The following is a 23,111-nucleotide window of genomic DNA, read 5'->3' as shown; positions in this document are numbered from 1 at the left end:
ATGAACTAGGCTCAATTAGCCCATTCCCAGGCCGTTCTGTACATTCCGTTTTTTTCGCAATACTCCAAAAAACTTTGATAAAAGTCGCTTGAAGCAATTGTAGCGCTGTCACCAATCACTACGAGTTTTTTCTTTGCCCGCGTTATCGCAACATTCATGCGTCGCAAATCATTTAAAAAACCAATTTCGTGATTATCATTACTTCGAACAAGACTAATATAGATAACATCTCTTTCTTCTCCTTGGAAGCCGTCAATTGTTTTTACACTCAAAGAACTTAATTTACCTTTTTCTAATTCTAGCTGTGTGATGTTTTCCTTTAACCACTCACGCTGTTCTTTGTAAGGAGAAATTATTCCTATAGAAATGGAAGCTAAATCGGTTTGAGTTGAGTAATCAATAAGAAGTTGTTGTAAATGTTTGAAAAGGATATTTCCTTCTTTTGGATTTGAATAACTCAATGTTTCAGGATTCTGGATTTCATCAAAACTACATCCAGCTGTATCAATAAATTCAATGCTTTTACTTAGGTAAGATTCTTCATCGTTCACTAAAACGTGTGTAGCCACTGTTTCATCAGCAATTAATTCGTTTTTATAAAAGTACGAATTGCTAAAGCCCATTATAGCTGTATTCATTCTATACTGCCTATTTAGGAGTACAACTGAATCTTTTAAACTAATACATTTGTCTAATAAAGTTTCATCAAGTCCACCGCGCTTTGCCTCTATGCTTTTTACAACAGGTGGTAATTGAAAATGATCACCTGATAAAATCAAACGCTTACACTTTAAAAGCGGAATCCACACCATTGGTTCTAGTGCTTGAGAAGCCTCATCAAAAAACAAAGTATCAAACCGTTTTCGAACAAGTGCTCTGTGTGTACTTGTTACAGGAGTACAGCAAATTACCTGGGAAGTTTTAAATAATTCATCTACAATAAAATCTTCTAGCAAACGCGCTTCCTTAATGCAATTTTTAGCTTCTGTATAAAGAGCTGCTCGTTGCTGCGCTTCTTCTTTTCCAAACTTCCGTTTATATTTACCAGCCATTTTGAAATACTCTTCAGCATTTCGGCGTAGATTTTTTATGTCTTTGTAATAAGGTGAGGAGGAAATTTTTCCATCCATGCTGCTAGCGAGCAATTCTTCAGCCATACGCGCGGGGTGACCTAAACGTAATACATCGATCCCTAGTTCAACTAATTTTTCTGTTAAAAGATCTACTGCTGAATTAGTTGGTGCACATACCAAAACTTGTTTTTCTGTTTGTAAGGTTAAGCGAATCGCTTGTACTAAACTTGTTGTTTTTCCTGTGCCGGGCGGACCATGCACTACGCCGATATCTTTCACAGACATTACATGGCGAATCGCTCTGTTTTGTGATAAATTTAGCTGAGGAATCAAAAGCTCATCATTTATTTTTTCAAAAGTCAGCGGTAACTCCCCTTCTATCATTTCTCTCAATTCGGCAACTCGGTTGTGCTTTGCATCTATCACCTGATCCAAAGCGCGTTGCATTTCGTTATAACTGTTATCGTCGAATTGTATATTTAAACCTAGTTTTCCTTCGTAGCACCAGTCGGGCAGTTCATCACAGTGAATAATAAGCTTCAAAGAATTTTTAGAAACTGATTTAATTGTGCCGGTTATTTCATGCGTTTCGTTTTGCTGATTGCTAAAGAGACTTACGTTTTTTCCAGAACTGAATTGATGTGGTTTGTCAATTTGCGACGTGCGTTCAATTTCTAAATGCAAAAGTTCACCTGAGCCTAACTCTTCGTTATTTATTTTTATGGGGTACCAGGTGACGCCGTTTTTTTTTCGTTGCTCAAGATTTACACGTAAAAATAGTTCTTTGTATAAACGATAATCTTCGTCACGTTCAATTTTTAATAAGGTTTTAACGTGCTTTAAACGCTCGACGGCGGATAGTTTTGCCATCAATGCTTGTTTTTGTTTTTTAGTTCAGCGCGTAATTGTCTGCTTGTTTTTGTGCTGCCATCGTGACTCCATCCTGGCGGACCAAATACGTACATAATTTTAGCTTTGAGTGGCGCTTTCTTTTTTATAATATCGCTGAGAATATTTTTCCACTCATGAAAAACCATGTTGACAGGATTGTAGGATTTTAAATTACTTGTTAAACCATATACAACCTCTTCTTTTTCTTCTTCAAAAGTGCCAAACAAACGATCCCAAATAATAAAAACCATCCCCATGTTTTTATCAAGATATTTTATGTTACAGGCGTGGTGCACACGGTGATGCGAAGGCGTTGAAAAGAACCATTCTAAGAAACCAAGCTTGTCAACGGTTTTGGTGTGAATTAAAATTCCGAATATTTGCGTAGCTGCGTACATAAACATCACATCCAAAGGATCAAATCCTACAAATGAAAGTGGAATAAAATAAATAAAACGATACAGAGGTTGAAAAACGGAAGATCGAAAACCAACAGTTAAATTAAATTCTTCCGATGAATGATGTGTAACATGCACCGCCCAAAATAAGCGACAGTAATGGTCTACGCGATGTAACCAATAAAAAAGAAAATCCTGAGCAACTAAAAGTACACTCCAATATAATAACGGATGAATCTCTTTATTAACTTCTGTGAATTTAAATTGGTAAAAATACCAGAGTACTCCAAGACAAATTCCACGCACCAAAATATCCAAAGAAAAATTAAGCGCAGTTAAATATATGTTTGATAAAATTCCTTTGGTAGAATAATATTTTTTATCATGCCAATAACTATAGAAAATTTCCAGTCCAATTACAAGAGCATAAATCGGAATAGAAAGTTTAATTAGTAGCTCTTCTCTAAATTCGTTCATTAGGCTGCAAAGATAGGGAGTTTATGGTAAAATTAAAACCACTACCACTCCTAATTTAACACAGAGGGACTGAGGCACCGAGCCACTGAGATTCATTCTAATTAGTGTTCGAAAATCTCTCCGTGTTCCTCTGTCCCTCAACTTTTTCTGTGTTGAAAAAAGCAGTGTGTCCGCGAAGCTACAGTCAGACTGAACAGCCTGCCTTGAGCTTGTCGAAGGGTAGTCGAAGTCAGACCCAGCCCATTTTTTTCTTCAACTCGGTAATATGCGCCAAATGATGTTCTCCATGCCAGGCATATGAGCCCGCAAATTCGTTTAACTTCACCTCTCTATTTTTTTCGGGATGGATGTATCCACGCAGCCATTGTTCTTCTGTTAAAGAGTCTAATACAATTCCAAGTTTCGCGTGAACACCTTCAAGTATTTGAAAGGCATTTTGTAAAGATGTGTCATTACCTCCCGCTAGCTCAGCCCATAAAGCCTCTTGATACGGTTTTATTATTGGTGTGTTTTCAGTTAAAGCAAGCTTCAAACGAATAAGTGCGTTTATATGACTATCTGCGCAATGATTTACTACCTGCGCCACTGTCCATCCCTCAGGACGATATGGTGTGTTTAATTGTGACACATTCATGCCTTGGATTGCAGATTTAAGATTGTGCGGAAATTTTTTGATCGTTTCTATGTACGGGTTTAATATCTCAGTACTGAATATTTCAGGGACCTTATATTGCCCAATAGGATATTTTAAATCTTCCATAATCATTAAATTAATAGTATTTGCAGACTATTAAATCTGCCTCAATTAAACTAATTAAATTGTTCTATATTTCCAGATGATATAACCAGTAACGTTTTCCGAACAAATCGTCTATTTCTTTTACTTGCTTAAAACCTATACTTTCATAAATGTGTCTGGCGGCAACCATCATTTCAGAAGTATGCAAGGCAATTATTTTTTCGTTGAGTTGTTTTGCTTCTTCAATGCATAATCGTGTTAATTCTTTTGCTATTCCTTGCCCGGCATAGTTAGAATCAACACCAACCATACGAATTTGCGCCCATTCTTTTTCAAAAATGGGTGTTGGATTTCCTTTAGGTACAAGAAAAGCTCGCCCGATTATTTTGTTATCGTGCAGGCATACAAATGTCTTTGAAACTTTAATGAGTTCTAAAAGTCTTTCTTCGTTTTGAAGATTGTCTAGCAACGTTTTCCAATGTTCGGGAAGTAATTGAGACTGATATTGACCAAAAGTAACTAGTCCAAGTGCTTTTAGTTCTTTTAGATCATTTAAGTTACCTGTTCTGTATTTCAGAGTAGGATTCATATAAGTGGCGATTCAACTTTTTCTATTTTATTGTCACCTAAAGTGTAAAAAAGAGGTTTAACAGACCTTCTTTGTTTAATGTAGTCTTGGTAGTTATCTGAATTATTTTTCCTCTCGGTCATTACCTCATCGTAATTTCCATTCAGACCAATTAATAATTCTGTCATTTCCCTCACAGCGAATGATCCGCCCTTGCTTGCACTGAGATAATCTACCAATTTATTCTTAATGCAATAATTGCTAAATAAAGGATTGGCTTTTTGATTAACCATCATTCGAAGCCCGCAGCGCTCTGCTACAGGAATATCCAAAACATCATCAAAAAAGTAAGCAATTTCTTCGGCTTGCAATTTTTCTTTTTCACAAAGAAATTCTAAGGCTGCAAGTTTGTGAGGAACTTTGAATAAGGAATAATTTAAACATTCACGCTCACTAAAATAAAAAGCAGTATCGTTCTTTTCTCCACTTAATACAGCGGTGAGCGGCAAGATTTTATTTTTTAAAAAATACGAAAACCTTAAAAGATTTTGACCCATGCTGTCTACCTCACTAAAATTACTACCACCAGAAGCTTGTTTTTGCCCATCATTAAAAACACCGTCCCAATCAAAGACAAAGGCTTTAATTTTTTGGAGTTTGTTTTTAATGTCATTAGCCGGTGTAATAAACCTTCCACCTAACACGCCATATAAGTTTTCGAGCTCTGTCATAAAAAAAAGCCCTTCGCTTACGAAGGGCTTAGAGTTTTAGTTTAAGATTTTAAATCCTGAATATCGAGCATTCCAATTGGTTTGCCGTTTTCTGTCACCACAATAGTATCTACAGAAGTTTTTTTAAACAAAACATTTGCTTCATTTAATAAAACACTTCCTTCAATAGTAATTGGTGTGCGGTATTCCAAATCATTTAATTTTTTATTTAAAATATCACGACCCTTATCTTGAATTAATTTGCGCAAAGATCCGTCAGTAAAAACGCCTTTAATACTGCCGTCTTTTTTAACAACAGTAATTGCACCGAAATTATATTCTGTCATTTTAACGATAGCGTCAATAATGTTAGTTTCTTCTGCAACAACAGGGTTCACTTCGTTAATTGCTTCTTTCACTTTTACCATCATTAAACGAGTATCAGCAATAAACTGATCTGTTCCTAAAGTGGTGAAATTATTTTCAGTGAGTTGTTTTAATACTTTTAACGGAACAGTAATAGTGTGAACACCAATGTTAATAGCATTTCGAACATGTTCTGCATGACGAACAGAAGAAAACATAATTTTAGTATCGTAGCCATAAACCTCAACAGCATCCACACATTGTTCTACTAAAGTTAAAGCATCATGTCCCTGATCTTGTAAACGACCAACTAGTGGACAAACATAGGTAGCGCCCGCTTGCATTGCCATATAAGCTTGTTGCAATGTATATACCAAATGCACGTTAACTAAATAACCTTTATCTCTTAGCATTTTACAAGCCCTAACACCTTCTAAGGAAACTGGAATTTTAAAAACTGTTTTTTTAGGATCCAATCCGAGTGCTAACTGACGTTCTGCTTCTGCTAAAACTTCTTCAGCTGTATTTCCCAATGCTTCTATTTGAAGAACTGGAACAATTTTACTCAGTTTTACAATAGTACCATCAATATCTGTAATGCCTTCCTTTTGCATAAAGGTTGGCGTAGTAGTTAAGCCATCTAAAAATCCCAACTTAAAACCTTCTTCAATTTCTTTTAAATTGGCCGAATCTAAATATAATTCCATATTTCTCTTAAATTAAGATGTAAAGAAAGGAAAAAAAAATGAATTTACTGGGATTTATATAAACACAAAACCCCGCCTCAGAATTATCGGAGGCGGGGTTTTGTTATTCTGTAAAACAAATATTATTTGTTCACAGTAAGTTTTTTATTTGTTACTCCTTTGTCTGAAGAAATATTTACAAAATAAACACCATTTGCCCAGTTTTGAGCATTTAATTGAATAGTGTTTTTACCTGCATTCATTTCATTTGACACTGAAGAATAAACAATTTGTCCAATAGTATTTACAACAGAAATAGAAAGCGTTTCGTTTTGTGTTAATTCTATAGATAAACTAGTATTTCCTGAAGTTGGATTAGGAAATAAGTTCACAGAACCAATATTCATGTTGCTTTCTAAAATACCAACAGTTACAACTGGCATTGCAGGACGGAAAGATTTGTAATACTTTTCTTCGCCCTTAGCATACACTCCATTAGATGTAATTAAGGCGGTAGTTCCAGATTTTAATACGTAACCACCAACACCAAAACCAGCATTTATACCATCACCATACGAATCTTCAACAACAAGTCTGTAACAAGTGTTAGAGTCAATAGTAAAAGATTTTGTATGCAGTGCGGTACCAGATGCAGATAAATTTGTAAAAGGCCCATCAGTCTCAATAACGGCATTAGTAAGTTCATCGTAAACTGTCCATTTGCTTTCTGAACCGTACTGATCTTGAGTAAACTGCATTACCATACTTAAACTATTAGCTGTTTTAGTTGTAACAGCAATTGTTTTAGCTAATGGATTATTTACTAAATTTTGATCTGTAGATCCGTTAACAGATACAACGTCAATATCTAAAGAATTAGAAGCATTTGGAGTGAAAGCAATGGTAGGAATTGTAATAATACCAGATGTAGTCATAGGGTTTATGGCAGCTCCAGTCCAGTTGTAATTAGTTACTGCCCCATTGTTTACTTTATATGAAAATACCGCAGCAGTTACAGGAGTTGAACCTAGGTTTGTAAATTTGAAAGAAGGATTTAAATTGCCTGCGCAAATTTCAGTCTCTGTTTTAAGGCTGTTCGTTGCAACGTCTAAAGTAGATGTAAATCCAGTTAAAGAGATAGGGCCAGCTGCAGCATTAATTGTGTTTCTATCTGTTTCAGTTACAAAACCAACAAGTTCTAATCTTCCTAATAAACATTCAGTAGTTTTACCTGATGCACCATAAGTAAGAGGAATTGTATAAGATTGAGTAGTAGAAAAAGTAACGCCCATAGTAGGAGTTGGAATAGTTAAGCCACCAACACCTGGAGTAATTACTTTACGTAATACGTGATTGTGATTATAAGTACCATCAGCATTATAATTTGATGAATTCCAATAAGGATTACCATAGTTAGACTGTGGACCAACAATACCGTCTTCAAGCAACATGATGTGAAGATTGTTAGTTGAAACGGTACTAGTTCCTGTATAATAAACCTCTGCTTGTACCGTTAAAACACGTGTTGTCACGTTAATAGTTCCTTGTAAGGCAACGTTGCAATAAGCTGACTCAGCCATTACAATAGCCCCCGAAGCAGCCCAAGTACCACGGCTTTGTGCCATACCGCCTGGATTTTGAGGACTAGAAAATACTCTTCTATTAACTGTTCCCGCAGGATAACCAGCAATAAGTTGACCAGCCATACCATCTATTGCAGTACCTTCTGTAGTTTTAAAGTCTGGCTCACCAGCGGCAGCTGTCGCAAAAGAACCAGAATGTATATTTATCAAAAACACTTTGTTAGGATTAGCAGTCACCATAGCGTTGGCCTTCACATGCCCATCAGGACAGTATCCGCAATGGATACCTGTAAATTCTTCAAGAACCACTCTTTTATTTTCCGGTGCGGTACCTACCGGTAATTGAGCAAACGCTGTCAACACAGAGGACGCAGCAAAAAAACTTAGTAAACTTCTTTTCATGATGTGTTTAGTTTTAATTAAAAAATAAATTGAACATCAAATATAATGAACCGATCCTTTAATTCAAAGATTTTTAAGCCGTTTTGCTGAATTTGGCCATCTAAATTGAGATATGTTAATTTAGATTTGGTTTAGAGTTTAAATATCAGTGAATTCGATTTAGAAAGTTGATTGATGCGTAAAATAAAAAAAACCGCCTAAAAAGCGGTTTTTCTATATCTATGAATAGTTGCAACTATTTACTTACACTTAATTTTTTAACGATAAAGCTATTGTTAGCTTCAATCTTAACTGAGTATATGCCAGTTGTAAATTCCTGAGTGCTAAATTGAACCGTATTTGCACCTTCATTTAGAGAGGTTTGAGTAGAGTAAACAACTTGTCCCAACGTATTTATGATTGAAATAGAAGCTAAGCCAGCTTTCATACCATTCAACTTAAGCTGTGTAGTTCCACTAGTTGGATTAGGATACAAGCTTACATTAAATAATCCATTAGACTTAGTGTTAATACCGGTACCAAAAGCAAGATTTATATTATCTAAGTATAAATTATTTCCGTTATTACTGGTAGTAACAAATTTAAATAGCAGATTTGGTTTCTTGTACGCTGAAAGATCAATAAAATCAGTTCTCCAGTGCGAAGGATCGCTCGGGTCGGGAAAATATGGTGAAGTTGTTGGCGGAGTTGTAGCAAGCGTAGGGCCATGCTGATAATAAACATTTGTCCAACTAAGCCCGCAATCGTCAGATATAAAAACCTCTAAAGCATCATCACTGTTTGTATTACGTTGAGCATAGGCTAAATCAAACGTGAGTTCTGGATTTGAAACATTTGAAAGATTCATTGGTGGTAAATACATTTCATCTTGATCACCAATTACTGTGTTGCTATAAAAATCGTATTTCGAAGACTCGGTACTTAAGTTATAACCACCAGTAAGGCCGTTTCTTGTCCAAGAAGGGCCGCCGTTATTATTAATAATTCCAAATCCCGCAGGGGGGTATAGTGTACTTACAAAACCTTCTGCTACCGGACTACCCTGATAAGTTGTGCTAACCATATAATTTAAACCAGTTTCGTTTTTAATAAGATTATAAACAGGTGAAGGCATATCTATATCGCAGAAAAAAGAGTGACCTCCGCTAACAGCTGAGGCACTTAGCGAGTTTAACGTAATAACTGCTGAAGCACCGGGAAGAATATTTCCAGTCCAAGGAAAAGGCGCACCTGCAACAGCATCAATATATGGCGTAAGCGTTAAGGCGGTAATAGCATTTACCGACCCTTCATTTTTAACTACAACTGTTGGAGTGATCATGCCTGTACAAGTGAGATCTACTTCTGCCGAAATACCGGAAAGAGCATTTTGCGGAATACTTTGTTTATCAGCTCTCACAGCCTGTTGTACTTTTCTGTTACCATCATCCTGTATAAATCCAACCATTGCCACCTCATCTTTTTTTCTGGTGTACGACGGCAGAGTGCAGCTTAATGTGAAAGTTTGCGTTTGTCCTATTGTCCACGTGCCAGCCATTGCTACGCCACCTTGAATAGTAGGGAAAGATTTAATTACCGCGTCTTCAAATTTTGTTTCACCATTTGTTCCTGGTTGAACACTAAATTGTATCAAACGTTCAACCATTACGGTTCTAAAAATCAGTGGGCCTACAGAAGTGAAAGGAGCGGTAGCTTGAATAGTAACAGTTAAGTTAACAGCAGTACATGTTTTATTCCACGCGCGCGACATGGTAACAGAAAACGCTGAAGTATGAGATTGCGCAGCACTAATAACGGCACTATTTAGATTTGCTGGATGACTAGATGCAGCGCCAAAAACGGTCGCCTCTTGCCCATCTATTTTGCTAGAAGGCGCTGAGTTAATCGGAGGATTGTATCCGTAACCAGTGGCTTTCCATCTCCAATCAATTTCAGCTTTATCAGTTTGATATAATGACCATGTTTTTGTAGGTGCCGAAGGAATTGGTACTTGCCATTTTATTGCTATCATTTTTGCAACATTACCAGGTAATGCCAGGGTGTCATTCAATTTAGGGTTAGTCGCCGCACATGGTGGACAAGTTTCGCCTGTAAATTCCTCATATAGGGACATACGCGGTGTTTGAGCATTAAGACCAATAACTAAGGTCAAAAAAACGGGGATTAATAATTGTTTTTTCATCATCGTATTTTAGGTGGAATACCAAATGTAGTAATCTACATCTGAATCGACAAAATATTAACTTTTATCTGTAATAGGATAAATACGAATGATCGTTTAATTCATAAAACTTTATAAGTTGCGAAAAAGCCTTTTAAGCGAAAAAACAATCGAAAAGTAGAACTATTTGCCAATTTTACTTCCGTCGTAAGCCCATTTAAGGTAAATAGCACCCCAGGTAAACCCTCCACCAAATGCAGAAAGAATAATATTGTCGCCTTTTTTCAGCTGTTTTTCGTAGTCCCATAACAACAAAGGTATTGTGCCAGCAGTAGTATTACCGTAGTTTTCAATATTCATCATTACTTTTTCTTTACCAATGCCCATGCGAGAAGCAGTGGCGTCAATAATGCGTTTATTAGCTTGATGAGCAGCCAGCCAAGTTACGTCTTCAGCCTTTAAGTCATTTTGTTCCATGATTTTAGCACTCACCTCAGCCATGTTGTATACCGCGTGTTTAAAAACAGCTTGACCTTCCTGATGAACAAAATGCATTTTGCTATCTACAGTTTCATGACTGGGAGGTCTGAGAGATCCACCCGCCTTCATGTGTAGATGTGCAGCGCCATTACCATCGGCATGTAAAATAAAATCAAGTATTCCAACCTCTTCTTTGGTCGGTTCAAGCAAAACTGCTCCGGCACCATCTCCAAAAATAACACAGGTAGCTCTGTCTTCGTAATCAATAATGCGACTCATCATGTCAGCACCAACCACCACTACTTTTTTGTATTTCCCTGTTTCGATGAACTGTGCACCTACTGATAATCCATATATGAAACCTGAACAGGCGGCTCCCAAATCAAAACCCCATGCATTTTTTGCGCCCAGTTTTGCGCAGATAATATTTGATGTTGCGGGAAAAACCATATCGGGCGTTACGGTGCCACAAATGAGTAAATCAATTTCCTCAACACCCATTCCGCTTTTTTTACAAAGCAGTTTAACAGCTTCCACGGCCATATCTGAAGTGGCTTTTCCAGGATCGTTTTCTATGTGTCTTTCTTTAATTCCAGTGCGTGTAGTTATCCACTCATCTGTAGTATCGATCATTTTTTCGAGATCGGAATTTGTAAGAATATTTTCTGGCAAGTATCCTGCCACGGCTGTAATTGCAGCTTTAGTCATCATTGAAAAATTCGTTCTATTTTATCATTCAATTTGGCATCCACCACATCTTTACAAAGCAACAACATGTTTTTAAAAGCAAGCGCGCTCGAGATACCGTGACCAATTAGTACATTTGCGTTTATTCCTAATATAGGAGTTCCCCCATATATTTCGTAATTAAATTTATCAAAATAATCGTCACTTCGGTTACGACTTTTAATAAGGTCGAAAAATGCCTCAGCCGTTTTAAGAAGAATGTTTCCTACAAACCCTTCACACACGATTACATCTGCTTTATCTGAAAAAACCTCCCTTCCTTCCACATTCCCCACGAAATTAAAATCTTTCGATTCTTTCATAAGAGCATGTGTAGCTTGAGTTACAAGGTTCCCCTTTTCAGGCTCCCCACCAATATTTAGTAAACCTATTTTTGGGGTGTTAATTTTATAAACTTCTTTGGCGCAGATCGACCCTAAAATACCAAATTGATATAATACATCTGGTTTACAATCTGCATTTGTTCCCACATCTAGTACAAGTGCTATACCGCCATTTTCTTTCGGTAAAACAGATGTGATGCAAGGGCGGATAATTCCAGGAATTACTTTTACAGTGAACATGGCTCCAACTAGCATTGCGCCAGTATTACCGGAACTTGCAAAAGCATCGATTTTTTTTTCTTTCAATAATTTATACCCTAAAGAAATTGTACTGTTGGGTTTTTGTGAAAATGCTCTTGTTGGATGCTCTCCCATTTCAATGACATCTGTGGTGTGAACATACTCAAACTGATCGCTACTAATGCCGTTTTTAATAAAATATTCTTTTGCCATAACGCTATCTCCAATTAACACTAGTGTTACGTCAGAGGGAAGCTCTTTGGAAGCCATAACAAGACCATCTAAGCAGTTTTTCGGGGCAAAATCCCCACCTAAAATATCAAAGCCAATCTTCATATTTTAATACCTAAAACTTTAACCAAAGCACAATAATACAATTTTAAATGCTTAAAAACATCTTAAAATGCGTTGCATTTTATAAAATTTAACTGAGATTAAAGTTTAGTTCTATTTTGGCACCTTGCTCGTTTGAAAAACGAACATTTCCATCAATTTGTTCAGCAAGGGTTTTTATAAGGAAAATTCCTAATGACTGATTGTCGGCATCTTCGTTAAAATCCTTTGGAAACCCTGATCCATTGTCCTTAGCGACTAGCGTCGCCGAATTACCCTTTAGGCGTAGACTAATATCAAAAACACCCTGTTTGTTTTGCGAAGATTTGAATGTGTATTTGATGCAATTTGTAACCACTTCATTGAGAATAAGACCCAAAGGAATTGATTTATTAACCGGAATAGAAATTGCAACAAAATCTTCATTAATTGTTACGGTTTTTAAAAGGTTGAAAGAGTAAAATAATTCATAAATAAGTTCAGAGGCATACTTACCTAAATCAATAGATTTTAACTCGTTATTTTCATATAGCATCTTATGCACAAGGGCCATACTCATAATACGGGTTTTACTATCACTAATAATTTTTTTAGCTTCCTCATTGGAAATGGAGTCTTCTTGTAAATTTAGAAGCCCTGAAATAATTGCTAGATTGTTTTTTACACGATGATGTAATTCAGCTAGCAGAATTTCTTTTTCTTTCAATGAAAGATTAATTTCTTTTTTTGCAAGGGTTAAGTTTTTATTTTGCAGCAAAATTTCCTTATTCTGGTTTGAAATCAAACGATTCATAAGGCCACTTAAAAGACCTGTTAAAACAGCAGCAATACCAATATTGAAATATAAAAGAAGTTTTATCTGATGCTCTGTTAAATTCTTCAGCCTCCATTCAGGAACATCAATAAATAATGAGGCTAAAAAAAACAGAACGCACATACTAAAATGCAGCATGGCATATCTATCCTTGATAGAAGGTTTGTTTAAAAGAACAATGCTGACAATAACAGGGTAATAAAACACGTAAGAGCCTACGCTTAAAGGGTAACATTTATTTACAAAAAAAATAGACAGGTTTACGTTAAGTGTAAAAAGAAGAAAAGATAAGTTTGTTTTTCGATAAACACTTAAAACCAACGAAAAACTCGCTAAAGAAATGAAAACAAGAGAAGGAATAACTTTTAATTCGGTTTCAAGAATAAAATAATTTACAAAACCGATGAGAAGAAAAAAAATGACTAAAAGATTTAAAAGGTTTACTGTTTTAATTCTACGTAAATCATGCGACGAGTGTTGAGGTTCGGTGCCGAAATGAAGAATTTTATAGAATACCTTTTTCAATAGAGTTTTAAATGAGTTAAAATACAAAAAGCAGGCACAATATACCTGCTTTTTAAATACAATTCACTACAATAAAATCGGAAATTGTAATTATGCCTTTTTCTCCATTACTACGTTTCCCTTGTAGTAAAGTTTTCCTTCAAACCAATGTGCACGGTGCATCAAATGCGCTTCGCCGGTTGTTGAATCTTTTGAGATGGTCATAGTTGGTGCTTTGTATGTAGCGCGACGTGAATCTCTACGTGAGCGTGACATTTTTCGTTTAGGATTAGGCATGGTTTCTTGTTTTAATTTTTATTAAATTTTATTTTATTTAGTTGTTCCCACATGGGGTTGTTTTCTGATTCTGACCCTTCTTCAGAATCCGTTATCAGGTTATTTAGTTTATTGAGCGTTTCGTAATCACATTTGAAACTTTTTTCATCAATTTCGCAGGGTACACGACGCGCCGGTATTGCTAAAATAATATATTCGTATAAATAGTGCGATACATCAAACTCTTCATCACCTTCTGGTATTACCAAAATTTCATCGGTGCTTTCTTCAGGTTTGCCGTGCTTAATAACTAAATCTCCTTCTGCATCGATTGGAAAATCAAACGCTTTCAAACATCTGTCGCAATCAACACCTACTGTTCCGTAAATATTAAAGTGCATCTGAAGTAAGTTATTTTGTTTGGTTAAAGTAGCATCCACCTGAATGTCTGCTTTTTGAACCTCACTATTTTCAACTCTATTAAAGAACGAATCGTTTACATCAAATTCAAAATCGTGTAAACCTACAGGTAGTCCGCCAAACTGTATTATGTACTGACTTTTTCCCATAACCTCTTTTTTAAAAAGGACTGCAAATATAGGCTTTTAGTTTGATGTACAAAATTTATTAACAGTTTTGAGACCACTATACGGCTTAAAAAATGAGAAAACACCACTGTTTTGCTCAAAAAGACAAGAATTTGGGTTAAAAATCGCGGTAAATGTTCCAAAAGTTAGATTTTATACCAAAATAAATATAGGGATTTTCAAGGGCATAACCCTTCTCGTTTTTTTCGGAACGTTGGATGTATCCTAGTTCTATACGCATATTAATATTTGGGATAATGTACCAGCTGTATTTTAAATGACTTTGTACTAAGGTAGTTTTAACTCCTTGCGTTGTATAGTTGCCGTATTCGGACGTTCGGGTATTGTAAGATAAAAATATATTTTGTCCAACATTTGATTTTGTACTCGCAGAATCTTTACCAATTATAGCGTATAGCAACTGCCAACTAAGCTCAGATTTATTTTTACGGTAATTTATAAAACCTAAAACCTCTTTAAAATTTGCGCCAAGCGGATGCGCCAGAGCTTTACCGTAATGGGAATAATTTTGATCCACGAGCCCATGTGTGTATGTGTATGGCCTTACCTCATTATATTCTATCTGTAGTTTAAGGCCTTTTATACCAAAAGCATTTATGTACTTTCCGCCAAATTGCCAGGCTTGTTTATTAGCCCACCAGCCGTTTCCTGCTCTGATTTCCTTTAAAAGAAATTCATCTAATCCAATTTGTGCGTATAATTTTAATTTTTTAAAAAGCGTTACATTAAGATTCGCGCCTAAAAAAGAATTATCGGGTGAGCCTACAGAGTATTCTTGCGGTCTGAATAAAGTAATGGGATTTAAATAATTCACATCAAACGTTCTTGCTTGATTGGTGTCTGAACCTTTCCAAATGATATTCTCAAAAAGCCCAATATTTATTTCTTTAATAATGTCGTAGCTCAAGTAATGGAAAGTACCGTATTTATTATTGAAACCTTTTTTACGACCATCTGCAGTGCTCACGTCATTCATAATTGTGTACCACACATTGTATTGAAGATGCCAAATATTGGTGTTGATTCTAAAATAAGGATATGCAGCTGCATAGTCACTTAATAGAACGCTTCGGTATCCATCACCAATAAAATGTTTATCTCTCCCAACTTGAAAATTAAATATTTTATTGTTTTTAGGACTATATGAAACATAACCCGTATAATCAAAAAATGAATACCCGTTATTACTCGAACCATAGGCTTGACCAGATTCAGGAATTATTTTTTGACTAGAAATGCTTGTATCGATAAAAAAGGGAAACGAACTTTTACCACCGTAAATTGTAGCTGCAAAAGTAAAATCATTGTTAATGTTTGTTTTAAGGTGAAGGCCGCCAATACTTGAAATGACAGGCTTTGAACGAAGTAAATCTACGCCGGTTTCAAGGTCTAAAATTGGGTGAAGCTGAAAATTCAGCCAATTGGTGTTTTGCGGTTTTTCATTAACCGTTTTGCTTAGAAACGAATTATTAAATGCATAAAATTTAAATGGCACTGCCGAATCGTTTGCATTTGCATAACTGCTACTTAGGTATGGTTTAAAAGAAGAATGAAATGTTGTATTTGGTTTAGAAATAATCCAATAATCAAAGGCTTCTTGCATACCCTGATTCATAAAGGCGTTGCGCGCCATTGGATCTGATTGAGCAGAAACTAAGTACGTGACAAGTAGAAAAATTATGCTGATTCTGTTCGCATGCATTCTGTCAAAAGTAATCAAAACAAAACGTTAAAATGCTCATTATTTTTTCCAAAAATTCATAGGCTCAAACAATAATTATTTATATTTATCCCTTTACTTTCAAAGCATACTCTGTAATCACTAGTGTGGTTTATTGAGGTTTTAATTTTTATGATTTAATAAACAAAGTACTTCACACCCAACCAATGAAAAAAATTATCACTTTATTTTTGGCTTTAACTTTTTCGATTAATGCTCAACAGGATCTTAAATTAAACTACGCACCTTTAAAATCAACAGGTGAATTGCCAACAGCTTTTACTCAAAATATACGCGATGTTATTAAAAAGGATATTACGGAATTAAAAAATAAAAAGGATGAAGACAGAGGTTTAAAGTCAACTTTTGTAACCGCATCAAATTATGAAATTGAAAAAATCATTAGAAGTGGTAATACACTTATTAACGATGAAATAACGATTTATCTTAACAAAATAGCAGACCTTGTTCTAAAGGGTAATCCTAACCTTCGTAAACAGCTAAATATTTTTACATTAAAATCATCGGTAGTAAATGCCTATAGTTATGACAAAGGATATATATTTATTGACATTGGATTAATTGCTCAGGCAGAAACTGAAGCGCAACTAGCCTATATTATTTGTCATGAAATTTCTCACTACACTAAACAACACCATATAAATAGCTATGTAAAAAATGCAGAAATCGACCGTAGAGATTATTACGGTAAAAGTAGTGAAGATCGAATTATTGAAAAGTGCCAGTATTCTAAAGAAAACGAGAGCGAGGCGGATATAGAAGGGTTTAAATTATTTGAACGCACACCTTATAATCTAAAGCAAGCTGAAAAGTCGTTTGATATGCTTCAATACGCACACCTTCCATTCGAGTTAATGGAATTTAATAAAACATATTTCGAAAGTGAAAATTATGTTTTACCAAAAACATATTTTTTAACGGAATTAGCCTCGATTAAAGACAATTCAAATGAGGACGATACAAAACATACACACCCTAACACCAAAAAGCGCAAACAAGCAATTGCCGAAATTGTAAGTAACCGTGATAATACGAATCGAATAAACTCGGCTATTGGACAAGAAAAGTTTGATTACATACGCGACTTATCTCGCTTCGAACTTTGCAGACTTTATTTAAAAAATAGAGACTATCCAAATGCTTTGTATGCTGCTTATATCATGTCGTTAAAGTACCCGTCAAATGAATATTTGGCTGAAGTGGTTTCTAAATGTCTTTATGCAATCGCGCTGTACAATAAAAGTGAAATAAGTTATACTAGTAATTCATATCTTAATAACGGACTGCCGGGTTATAAAGAAATAGAAAGCTACCCGCAGCAACTTTATTATCTTATTTCTAAAATGCCTGAAAACGAATGGACGGTTATGTCTTTAAATTATGTTTACAGAGCTCACAAAAAATATCCAAACAACAAGGCACTTGGTTCTTTTTCGGATAGCTTGTTTAACTTAATAAAAAGAACCAAATGGGGACTAGGTGATTTTGCACGAGCCCCAAAGAAGGTAAAAGAGGAAGTGAAACAAGATAGTTCAACAACGACTATTCAAGCGGTTCCAAAAGAACTACGTTCGAAAACGGACCTCATTGCAAGTCTGCAAAAAGAAAGAATGACAGCAGGAGACGACACTGTTTATTATAAAGAGGTATTTGTTGATTTACTTGTAAATGATAATGAGTTTAAAGAAAAATTTCCTTCGTCTGGATCAACTGAAAGCTTGAGTAGGTCGGGTTTCAGTTCGTATAACTCTTACAAATCTGCAACTCGAAAAAATAATATTAAAACTCAAATTAAAGTCGAAAAAGTTTTATTACTAGAACCATATTTTATAAAAATTGATGAAACAAAAAAGCAGGAAATTCAATATGTGACTTCAGATAAAAAACAAGAGGATTATAGCACAATAATTAATAAATGTGCGGAAAGTTTAAATTTTGAATTAATTACAATTGATCCGGCAATGTTGAGCAGTAAAGAAGTAGATAAAATAAATGATTACTCTGTTATCAATGATTGGTTTGATGAAAAATTTGATACGGATAAAGAGAAAAATATTATTCTAAATACAGATGATATTGCTACTGTTATTGCTAAATACGGAACCCAGTATGTTCTAAAAACCGGCGTTGCAACAATAGTTACCCGCAGCGCAAGGAAGATAACTTATTTTTATGGCTTTTTGTTTGATGTAAAGAGTAACGAACTTGTTTATCGCAAGTATGAGTATTTTAAAACAAAAGATAGAAAAGATCTTGTGAATGCAAAAACCTATCAAATGCTTTATGAATTAAAGCACCCAATTAAGAAATAATTTCATGCATCGAACTACAGAAAGCAAATTGTTCTAATTGTTTGTTTTTGTTATGGTGTGAATAAATTTTGGAAATAAAAAAACCCGCCTTATTAAGGGAATTACCCCTTTAACTCACCAAGAGAGTCAAAAAGCAAAAAGGAGTCCAATTTGGACTCCTTTTTAATTATATAACACCAGCTATATACAATATCTTTCCATGTTAATCAATGGTCTTGAACAGATCGATTGATCTACAGAAGGCAAAAGAATGTACTAGGCATAATCAATATCTTCTCAGACCTTAGTTTCCTTTCGAATAATATAGTTCATAAGGTCAAAGGAGACTTTAATTGCATTTGAGATCGCTAGCTTTTTAAATTCGTCGTTTTTTCTAACTCCAAAATCCATAATACCCTTAATGACGATAGTTTCTACATCGGTGTACAACTGATTTATAATAGCAATTACATATGCCTCCATATCTAAACCGAGCACTTTTCTTCCTGCGGCTTTTATGATTTGATCTCGCATTTGTGCATTGCTTATAACGCTTGCTCCTGAGCAAAAGCCACAGTCCGTGTTTATATTGAAGTTGTATTTGGAATTCAGAATCATATCATTAGCCATTTGGTGTAAACTTGGACCAACATCATAGTGACGATGCTCAAATTTAAATCCACTTTTTCCGTGCCGTCCGCTATCATGGCAATAAATATATTCGGGAATTAGAACATCTCCTTTGTTTAGATTTTTATCTTTTTTTAGTCCAGCGCAGGTTCCCACAAAAAGAACATATTTTGGTTTATATTTTTCAATCACTTGTGTAAGAGCGACTCCAGTTATTGGCATACCCATCTGGTTTTTGGAAAATACTAGTACATTATATACGTTTCCAATCGAATCTTTCACCGAAGCAGTCTTAATTATCTTCTGTTCATCGAGGTAATCCCATTTAATTTTTTTTGATTTTAAAATAGGCTCAATCTCACTCTGCAAGGCTGAGGCTAACAAAATGTGATACTTTGTAGAAAGAGGTTCAATTTTTTTATGTTGCGTTTCTATATTTTGAGACTGGCTAATTTCAAACCCTTCTGTTAAAGAACTTACTGTAACTCCTTCAAAATTATTCGAGTTTAGAACTAGGATCTGAAGAGTTAATACCTGATCGCCGACCTCTTCTAATGTAAAGGTAAACTTGTTTTTTACATACTTAATGTTGCTTATTGTAGGGAAGTAATATGTCTCACTTGGCTCTATTTTTGATTTGATATCAAACTCAATTTGGATTACACATCCCTTCAGGTTATAACCATGACTCTTAAATCTAAAACAGAATTTTGTACGATTTTCGCCCTTTGGTGAGGGTGGAATAAGCTGTGGTACGCAACTATAAGAAAGTGTTTTCTTCATTAAAAGTCAATCTGTACGTTGCGGTTAGTGTTTTTGACTTTGAAACGGTACGTAAGAATCAAACAATTTATCAAATTCTCTTTTGCGCACATAGCTTTTGATTTCTCTTTAAGTGAGTCGTGTACCAAGACATACAAAAAAGAACTTCTTTCGCAAAGACTTTTCCATTTTTGGACAATATCAACCGTTATTTCAGGGTTAGTTACAATATCATACATTATTAGTGGAAATTCAGTTGTTGAAAATTTTACTGATGGCTCGGTCAAACTATAAGTAGGTTCAACTTTCCTAGCAAGCGGAAGATAACTTGGATTGGGATCCAACGACTGAATCAAATGGGAAAGAATTAGATCGTAGTCTGTGTTTCTTGCCATTTTGCTTTGTATTGGTTAATAAATACATTATCAGAACATACACATCGACCAGTGTCGTCTCTTTTTAATTGATGGTTAAAAGGATTGTTTTTATTAAAAATGTTTAATGGGTGTATGTGCGTGACTTGCTTAATAGGTGAATTCCTATAACCACCAGCATCAATGATTATTTCAGCAGCTAATAATATGCCTGCCATAGCGGATTGAAACGCTAATGGCGCATCGACATTACTTATACGGCTTGAATTTGATAATGATAATGAAATGCCGCCACAAACGAATTCCGAATAAAACTGACTAATTTTCTTTCCATGAAACTGATCCAACTCACCCCTTTGAATTGTATTTGCTTGAGCGATAACATCAAGAATGCTGCCTGTGTTTTGAATTCTTGGTGTCTCAACAGGTATATCTAAATTTAAGTAATCCTTTACCAGATTGACGTATTGAGGAATGTTACAATTTTCGGCAACCTCACTGATGTAGTTTCGCTCCTGTTGCGTAGGAATGTATCCGCAAGCCAAACAAGCTGTCACGCCGAATTCGTTATGTCTTGAAATTCCCAGTAAATTCGCTTCGGTATATGAGTTTATTATCTTTCTTGGGAGTGAACTTTGTATTCCGATCCTATCCTTTTTATTGTCAATCGCAACACCCACAACATGAACATTATAATCTCCTCGTTCTTTTAAATAGCTTGACCAGTTGCCAAAGTGTAAATTTACTTTCAGTTTCGGCGAAGAAAATTTTTTAAGCGCCACTTCTACTTTCTTTTGTTCGATATCATTCTCATCAAACATTACATATCTCTGCAGATTAGATATTGAAACCTTTTCACTATCAATTAGGTTCAATGAACCTGTTAAGTTTTCCAGTTTCGATAACGCCCAAATTGCGCCATTCCCGATAGCTCCAATACCGACAATGGAAACATCTTTTAAGTCAACTGATTTTAATTTAGGGTTATGGATAGAATCGTCTATTGAGCAAGTTAGAGGTGAAAAAGTCAGATTTTTATCCAACCCTTTATCTTGAAAGAACTCATGAAATACAACCCGAAAAAGATTTGCTGCACCTATGCATGCCGCCACCCCTGGTCCAAATGGATTATTTGAATCTCCAAAACTGATTGTGCCATTGAGCGAAAAGTTCCCAATCCAGTTATCAGATCCGATAAAAAGAAGTTTACCCTTAATTTTCGGTTTTTTGTTTGTTTGACCAGCAACTATTAAGACATCGAGATCATCTAATGTATCTGTAAGACCGATATTTGAATTAATGTTTTTAGCAAGCTTGTGAAGCGCACTGACCTTCTTGCCATTGGACTTTGAAAGATCTATTATGGAGAGATTTGGATATAGACGGGCAAGTAATCTCGTGATAAGATCCAATGCAAAGGCCCCTTCTTTTGTTTCAGCACCATTTTTGTCGAAACCTATTCCAACTTTTGTACTAGATAATATTTTTTCTAAACTATCTTGACTGCTGTTGATTAATTGATTAATCGCCAACAGGTCCTTTGAAAAATATTTCGCTATTGCCATCTACACTACTTTTATCAAGTTTCTTATTTCGTTCTGTGACAGTTCATCCCACATGGCAGTGACAGACAAGCGGTAATAAGCCCAATTCAAATGATTTAACTCATCAGAAGCGAAGTTGGGAACAACAATTGAAAGACCTCCTAATGTTGAGATTATAGGAAACTCATCATCCGTTTCTGAGTGGTATGCCCGACCTGGATGAGTGTGAATTTGTGCAAGCAAAACAAGTTTGTTTTTGTATAGCTGTATGTTAATTCTGTGCAACTCTTCCCCTTCAACAGAGTAAAGTAAGCCTAATTCACTTCTCGAACTCGTTTGTTCTGGACATATCACTTTTTTTATGATGCCCACGTTGCCCTCCACCTCACCAGCAAATAGGGCGACTGCTTCGTATGACTTAGTACCTACTTCTCTAAGAAAGGCGTATGCTTCTTTAAGAGTCTCAGCTCCAAATTCAAACTTTTGTATTTGCAGGAAACCACTCATTTAAGTAAATTAATGTTAGGTAGTGTGATTGCTGGGAACGTAAACTCTTGTTGAACTTTCATGTTGGTAGTTTGTACAATATACTGATAATCCTTTACCGTCTTTATAGAATGGTTATACAGTTGGTCAAGGATAAAGATCAACTTCCCTTCACCCTTAGTTCTATGAAGAAACCACGAATCGCCTGAATGTGCAGGGTGGTTATGATACTCGTGAATACCTGGAATACACAAAAAAGGCACCATTTCTCCTTGACCTTGTACAAGGTCTAAGGGTTGGAAAGGATTATTCGGTCCAATCTGAAGAAACAACAGCGGAATTTGATCTCTTTTGACCAAGGCTTGAGTGAATGGATGCACGAAAACTACTGATGGCGGCTCAAAGTCATAGTTCGCAAAATTAATTTTTATCGAAAATGCAATTGGAGATGGCGTTAACTTTGGAATAGCAAATACAAAATATACGTCGGGGAAGGCAATACGATTGCATAAGATGCCTTTGGCAGAATATATTGATTCGACTGCCTTATAATTAGCAATTTCGGAGTCGAATTTACTTCTTGTAACATCCAAATCAGTTACTTGCTCTCTCTCCTTATATTCCACCTTGCCCAGCTTTTAAACTTAAAAAGATGACAGCATTTTCTGGAAAGTTGAACTCCTCCACTTTCTTGTTTGCATCCAAATTTTGGTCATTGTAAATAACTTGCCAATCACCAATTGGACGGCCAGTGTTTCCAGTTTGATCCAATGCTTTTTGCACGGCGACATGTAGCGGCTGGTGAACATTCACTTTTTCAACCACGGTCTCAGTTCCGTTGACAATAAAAGTCAATGAAATCTGATTTTGTTGTTTTGGTTTTTCTGGCATGATAACAAAATTT

General features: G+C 35.5%; 21 protein-coding genes. 1 reads left to right on the top strand and 20 read right to left on the bottom strand.

Going from position 1 to position 23,111, the window contains the following annotated elements; all coding sequences use genetic code 11:
* Positions 1 to 11 precede the first annotated feature (11 nt).
* From P2086_RS02980 to P2086_RS02915, 14 genes are all read right to left on the bottom strand, one after another.
* Positions 12 to 1,943 carry an AAA domain-containing protein gene (locus tag P2086_RS02980; RefSeq protein ID WP_317898949.1) on the bottom strand — a complete coding sequence of 644 codons (1,932 nt, stop codon included), beginning with the start codon at positions 1,941 to 1,943 and terminating at the stop codon, positions 12 to 14.
* Positions 1,943 to 2,839 (bottom strand): sterol desaturase family protein, encoded by an 897-nt coding sequence (locus tag P2086_RS02975; RefSeq protein ID WP_317898948.1) that lies wholly within the window; start codon positions 2,837 to 2,839, stop codon positions 1,943 to 1,945. Before P2086_RS02975 ends, P2086_RS02980 begins: the two co-directional genes overlap by 1 nt.
* Before the next feature lie 229 nt (positions 2,840 to 3,068).
* Positions 3,069 to 3,599: a YfiT family bacillithiol transferase gene (locus P2086_RS02970; RefSeq protein ID WP_317898947.1), complete on the bottom strand. Its 531-nt coding sequence runs from the start codon at positions 3,597 to 3,599 to the stop codon at positions 3,069 to 3,071.
* Positions 3,600 to 3,663: 64 nt separating this feature from the next.
* A complete protein-coding gene (locus tag P2086_RS02965) occupies positions 3,664 to 4,167 on the bottom strand; it encodes a GNAT family N-acetyltransferase (protein WP_317898946.1) in 504 nt (167 codons plus the stop codon).
* On the bottom strand, positions 4,164 to 4,877 hold the full coding sequence (locus P2086_RS02960) for a hypothetical protein (protein ID WP_317898945.1): 714 nt from the start codon (positions 4,875 to 4,877) through the stop codon (positions 4,164 to 4,166). The genes P2086_RS02965 and P2086_RS02960 overlap by 4 nt, the downstream gene beginning before the upstream one ends.
* A gap of 41 nt (positions 4,878 to 4,918) precedes the next feature.
* The gene (locus P2086_RS02955; RefSeq protein WP_317898944.1) at positions 4,919 to 5,929 is read right to left on the bottom strand and encodes a transaldolase family protein; all 1,011 of its coding nucleotides are present in this window, start codon (positions 5,927 to 5,929) and stop codon (positions 4,919 to 4,921) included.
* Between the two features lie 122 nt (positions 5,930 to 6,051).
* The gene (locus P2086_RS02950) at positions 6,052 to 7,893 is read right to left on the bottom strand and encodes a T9SS type A sorting domain-containing protein (protein ID WP_317898943.1); all 1,842 of its coding nucleotides are present in this window, start codon (positions 7,891 to 7,893) and stop codon (positions 6,052 to 6,054) included.
* Between the two features lie 235 nt (positions 7,894 to 8,128).
* On the bottom strand, positions 8,129 to 10,078 hold the full coding sequence (locus P2086_RS02945; protein ID WP_317898942.1) for a T9SS-dependent choice-of-anchor J family protein: 1,950 nt from the start codon (positions 10,076 to 10,078) through the stop codon (positions 8,129 to 8,131).
* Between the two features lie 159 nt (positions 10,079 to 10,237).
* Positions 10,238 to 11,245, bottom strand: coding sequence for a beta-ketoacyl-ACP synthase III (locus tag P2086_RS02940; RefSeq protein ID WP_396127452.1), 1,008 nt, complete (start codon positions 11,243 to 11,245; stop codon positions 10,238 to 10,240).
* The gene (gene plsX, locus P2086_RS02935) at positions 11,242 to 12,180 is read right to left on the bottom strand and encodes a phosphate acyltransferase PlsX (protein WP_317898941.1); all 939 of its coding nucleotides are present in this window, start codon (positions 12,178 to 12,180) and stop codon (positions 11,242 to 11,244) included. The genes P2086_RS02940 and plsX overlap by 4 nt, the downstream gene beginning before the upstream one ends.
* A gap of 88 nt (positions 12,181 to 12,268) precedes the next feature.
* Positions 12,269 to 13,516, bottom strand: a complete 1,248-nt coding sequence (locus tag P2086_RS02930) for a sensor histidine kinase (RefSeq protein WP_317898940.1) — start codon at positions 13,514 to 13,516, stop codon at positions 12,269 to 12,271.
* 90 nt (positions 13,517 to 13,606) lie between these two features.
* Positions 13,607 to 13,771, bottom strand: a complete 165-nt coding sequence (gene rpmF / locus P2086_RS02925; protein WP_396127451.1) for a 50S ribosomal protein L32 — start codon at positions 13,769 to 13,771, stop codon at positions 13,607 to 13,609.
* 32 nt (positions 13,772 to 13,803) lie between these two features.
* A complete protein-coding gene (locus P2086_RS02920; protein WP_317898938.1) occupies positions 13,804 to 14,340 on the bottom strand; it encodes a YceD family protein in 537 nt (178 codons plus the stop codon).
* Positions 14,341 to 14,476: 136 nt separating this feature from the next.
* Positions 14,477 to 16,099, bottom strand: coding sequence for a hypothetical protein (locus P2086_RS02915; RefSeq protein ID WP_317898937.1), 1,623 nt, complete (start codon positions 16,097 to 16,099; stop codon positions 14,477 to 14,479).
* 167 nt (positions 16,100 to 16,266) lie between these two features.
* On the opposite strand from P2086_RS02915, the gene P2086_RS02910 reads away from it, so the two are divergent.
* Positions 16,267 to 18,432 carry a M48 family metallopeptidase gene (locus P2086_RS02910; protein WP_317898936.1) on the top strand — a complete coding sequence of 722 codons (2,166 nt, stop codon included), beginning with the start codon at positions 16,267 to 16,269 and terminating at the stop codon, positions 18,430 to 18,432.
* A 276-nt stretch (positions 18,433 to 18,708) separates the two neighbouring features.
* Here the strand turns inward: P2086_RS02910 and P2086_RS02905 are convergent, their stop codons facing one another.
* The 6 genes from P2086_RS02905 to P2086_RS02880 are packed head-to-tail and all read right to left on the bottom strand — an operon-like array spanning position 18,709 to position 23,098.
* Complete coding sequence (locus P2086_RS02905) at positions 18,709 to 19,824, bottom strand: 5'-methylthioadenosine/S-adenosylhomocysteine nucleosidase family protein (protein ID WP_317898935.1); 1,116 nt, start codon at positions 19,822 to 19,824, stop codon at positions 18,709 to 18,711.
* Entirely contained in the window at positions 19,824 to 20,198 is a 375-nt protein-coding gene (locus tag P2086_RS02900; RefSeq protein WP_317898934.1) for a hypothetical protein, read from the bottom strand. Before P2086_RS02900 ends, P2086_RS02905 begins: the two co-directional genes overlap by 1 nt.
* Positions 20,171 to 21,742: an E2 ligase fold family C protein gene (locus P2086_RS02895; protein WP_317898933.1), complete on the bottom strand. Its 1,572-nt coding sequence runs from the start codon at positions 21,740 to 21,742 to the stop codon at positions 20,171 to 20,173. Before P2086_RS02895 ends, P2086_RS02900 begins: the two co-directional genes overlap by 28 nt.
* Entirely contained in the window at positions 21,743 to 22,228 is a 486-nt protein-coding gene (locus tag P2086_RS02890) for a hypothetical protein (RefSeq protein ID WP_317898932.1), read from the bottom strand.
* Entirely contained in the window at positions 22,225 to 22,833 is a 609-nt protein-coding gene (locus P2086_RS02885) for a putative metal-binding protein (protein WP_317898931.1), read from the bottom strand. Before P2086_RS02885 ends, P2086_RS02890 begins: the two co-directional genes overlap by 4 nt.
* The gene (locus P2086_RS02880; RefSeq protein ID WP_317898930.1) at positions 22,823 to 23,098 is read right to left on the bottom strand and encodes a DUF2604 domain-containing protein; all 276 of its coding nucleotides are present in this window, start codon (positions 23,096 to 23,098) and stop codon (positions 22,823 to 22,825) included. Before P2086_RS02880 ends, P2086_RS02885 begins: the two co-directional genes overlap by 11 nt.
* Positions 23,099 to 23,111 lie beyond the last annotated feature (13 nt).

It is taken from the genome of Aurantibacillus circumpalustris, from assembly GCF_029625215.1.
Classification (GTDB): domain Bacteria; phylum Bacteroidota; class Bacteroidia; order B-17B0; family Aurantibacillaceae; genus Aurantibacillus; species Aurantibacillus circumpalustris.
This window is presented reverse-complemented; position numbering and strand designations above follow the sequence as displayed.

Excerpts from the sequence above, each read along its gene's own strand:
- P2086_RS02980 (WP_317898949.1), bottom strand. The coding sequence starts at position 1,943 with ATGGCAAAACTATCCGCCGTCGAGCGTTTAAAGCACGTTAAAACCTTA.
- P2086_RS02975 (WP_317898948.1), bottom strand. The coding sequence starts at position 2,839 with ATGAACGAATTTAGAGAAGAGCTACTAATTAAACTTTCTATTCCGATT.
- P2086_RS02970 (WP_317898947.1), bottom strand. The coding sequence starts at position 3,599 with ATGGAAGATTTAAAATATCCTATTGGGCAATATAAGGTCCCTGAAATA.
- P2086_RS02965 (WP_317898946.1), bottom strand. The coding sequence starts at position 4,167 with ATGAATCCTACTCTGAAATACAGAACAGGTAACTTAAATGATCTAAAA.
- P2086_RS02960 (WP_317898945.1), bottom strand. The coding sequence starts at position 4,877 with ATGACAGAGCTCGAAAACTTATATGGCGTGTTAGGTGGAAGGTTTATT.
- P2086_RS02955 (WP_317898944.1), bottom strand. The coding sequence starts at position 5,929 with ATGGAATTATATTTAGATTCGGCCAATTTAAAAGAAATTGAAGAAGGT.
- P2086_RS02950 (WP_317898943.1), bottom strand. The coding sequence starts at position 7,893 with ATGAAAAGAAGTTTACTAAGTTTTTTTGCTGCGTCCTCTGTGTTGACA.
- P2086_RS02945 (WP_317898942.1), bottom strand. The coding sequence starts at position 10,078 with ATGATGAAAAAACAATTATTAATCCCCGTTTTTTTGACCTTAGTTATT.
- P2086_RS02940 (WP_396127452.1), bottom strand. The coding sequence starts at position 11,245 with ATGATGACTAAAGCTGCAATTACAGCCGTGGCAGGATACTTGCCAGAA.
- plsX (WP_317898941.1), bottom strand. The coding sequence starts at position 12,180 with ATGAAGATTGGCTTTGATATTTTAGGTGGGGATTTTGCCCCGAAAAAC.
- rpmF (WP_396127451.1), bottom strand. The coding sequence starts at position 13,771 with ATGTCACGCTCACGTAGAGATTCACGTCGCGCTACATACAAAGCACCA.
- P2086_RS02920 (WP_317898938.1), bottom strand. The coding sequence starts at position 14,340 with ATGGGAAAAAGTCAGTACATAATACAGTTTGGCGGACTACCTGTAGGT.
- P2086_RS02910 (WP_317898936.1), top strand. The coding sequence starts at position 16,267 with ATGAAAAAAATTATCACTTTATTTTTGGCTTTAACTTTTTCGATTAAT.
- P2086_RS02905 (WP_317898935.1), bottom strand. The coding sequence starts at position 19,824 with ATGAAGAAAACACTTTCTTATAGTTGCGTACCACAGCTTATTCCACCC.
- P2086_RS02900 (WP_317898934.1), bottom strand. The coding sequence starts at position 20,198 with ATGGCAAGAAACACAGACTACGATCTAATTCTTTCCCATTTGATTCAG.
- P2086_RS02895 (WP_317898933.1), bottom strand. The coding sequence starts at position 21,742 with ATGGCAATAGCGAAATATTTTTCAAAGGACCTGTTGGCGATTAATCAA.
- P2086_RS02890 (WP_317898932.1), bottom strand. The coding sequence starts at position 22,228 with ATGAGTGGTTTCCTGCAAATACAAAAGTTTGAATTTGGAGCTGAGACT.
- P2086_RS02880 (WP_317898930.1), bottom strand. The coding sequence starts at position 23,098 with ATGCCAGAAAAACCAAAACAACAAAATCAGATTTCATTGACTTTTATT.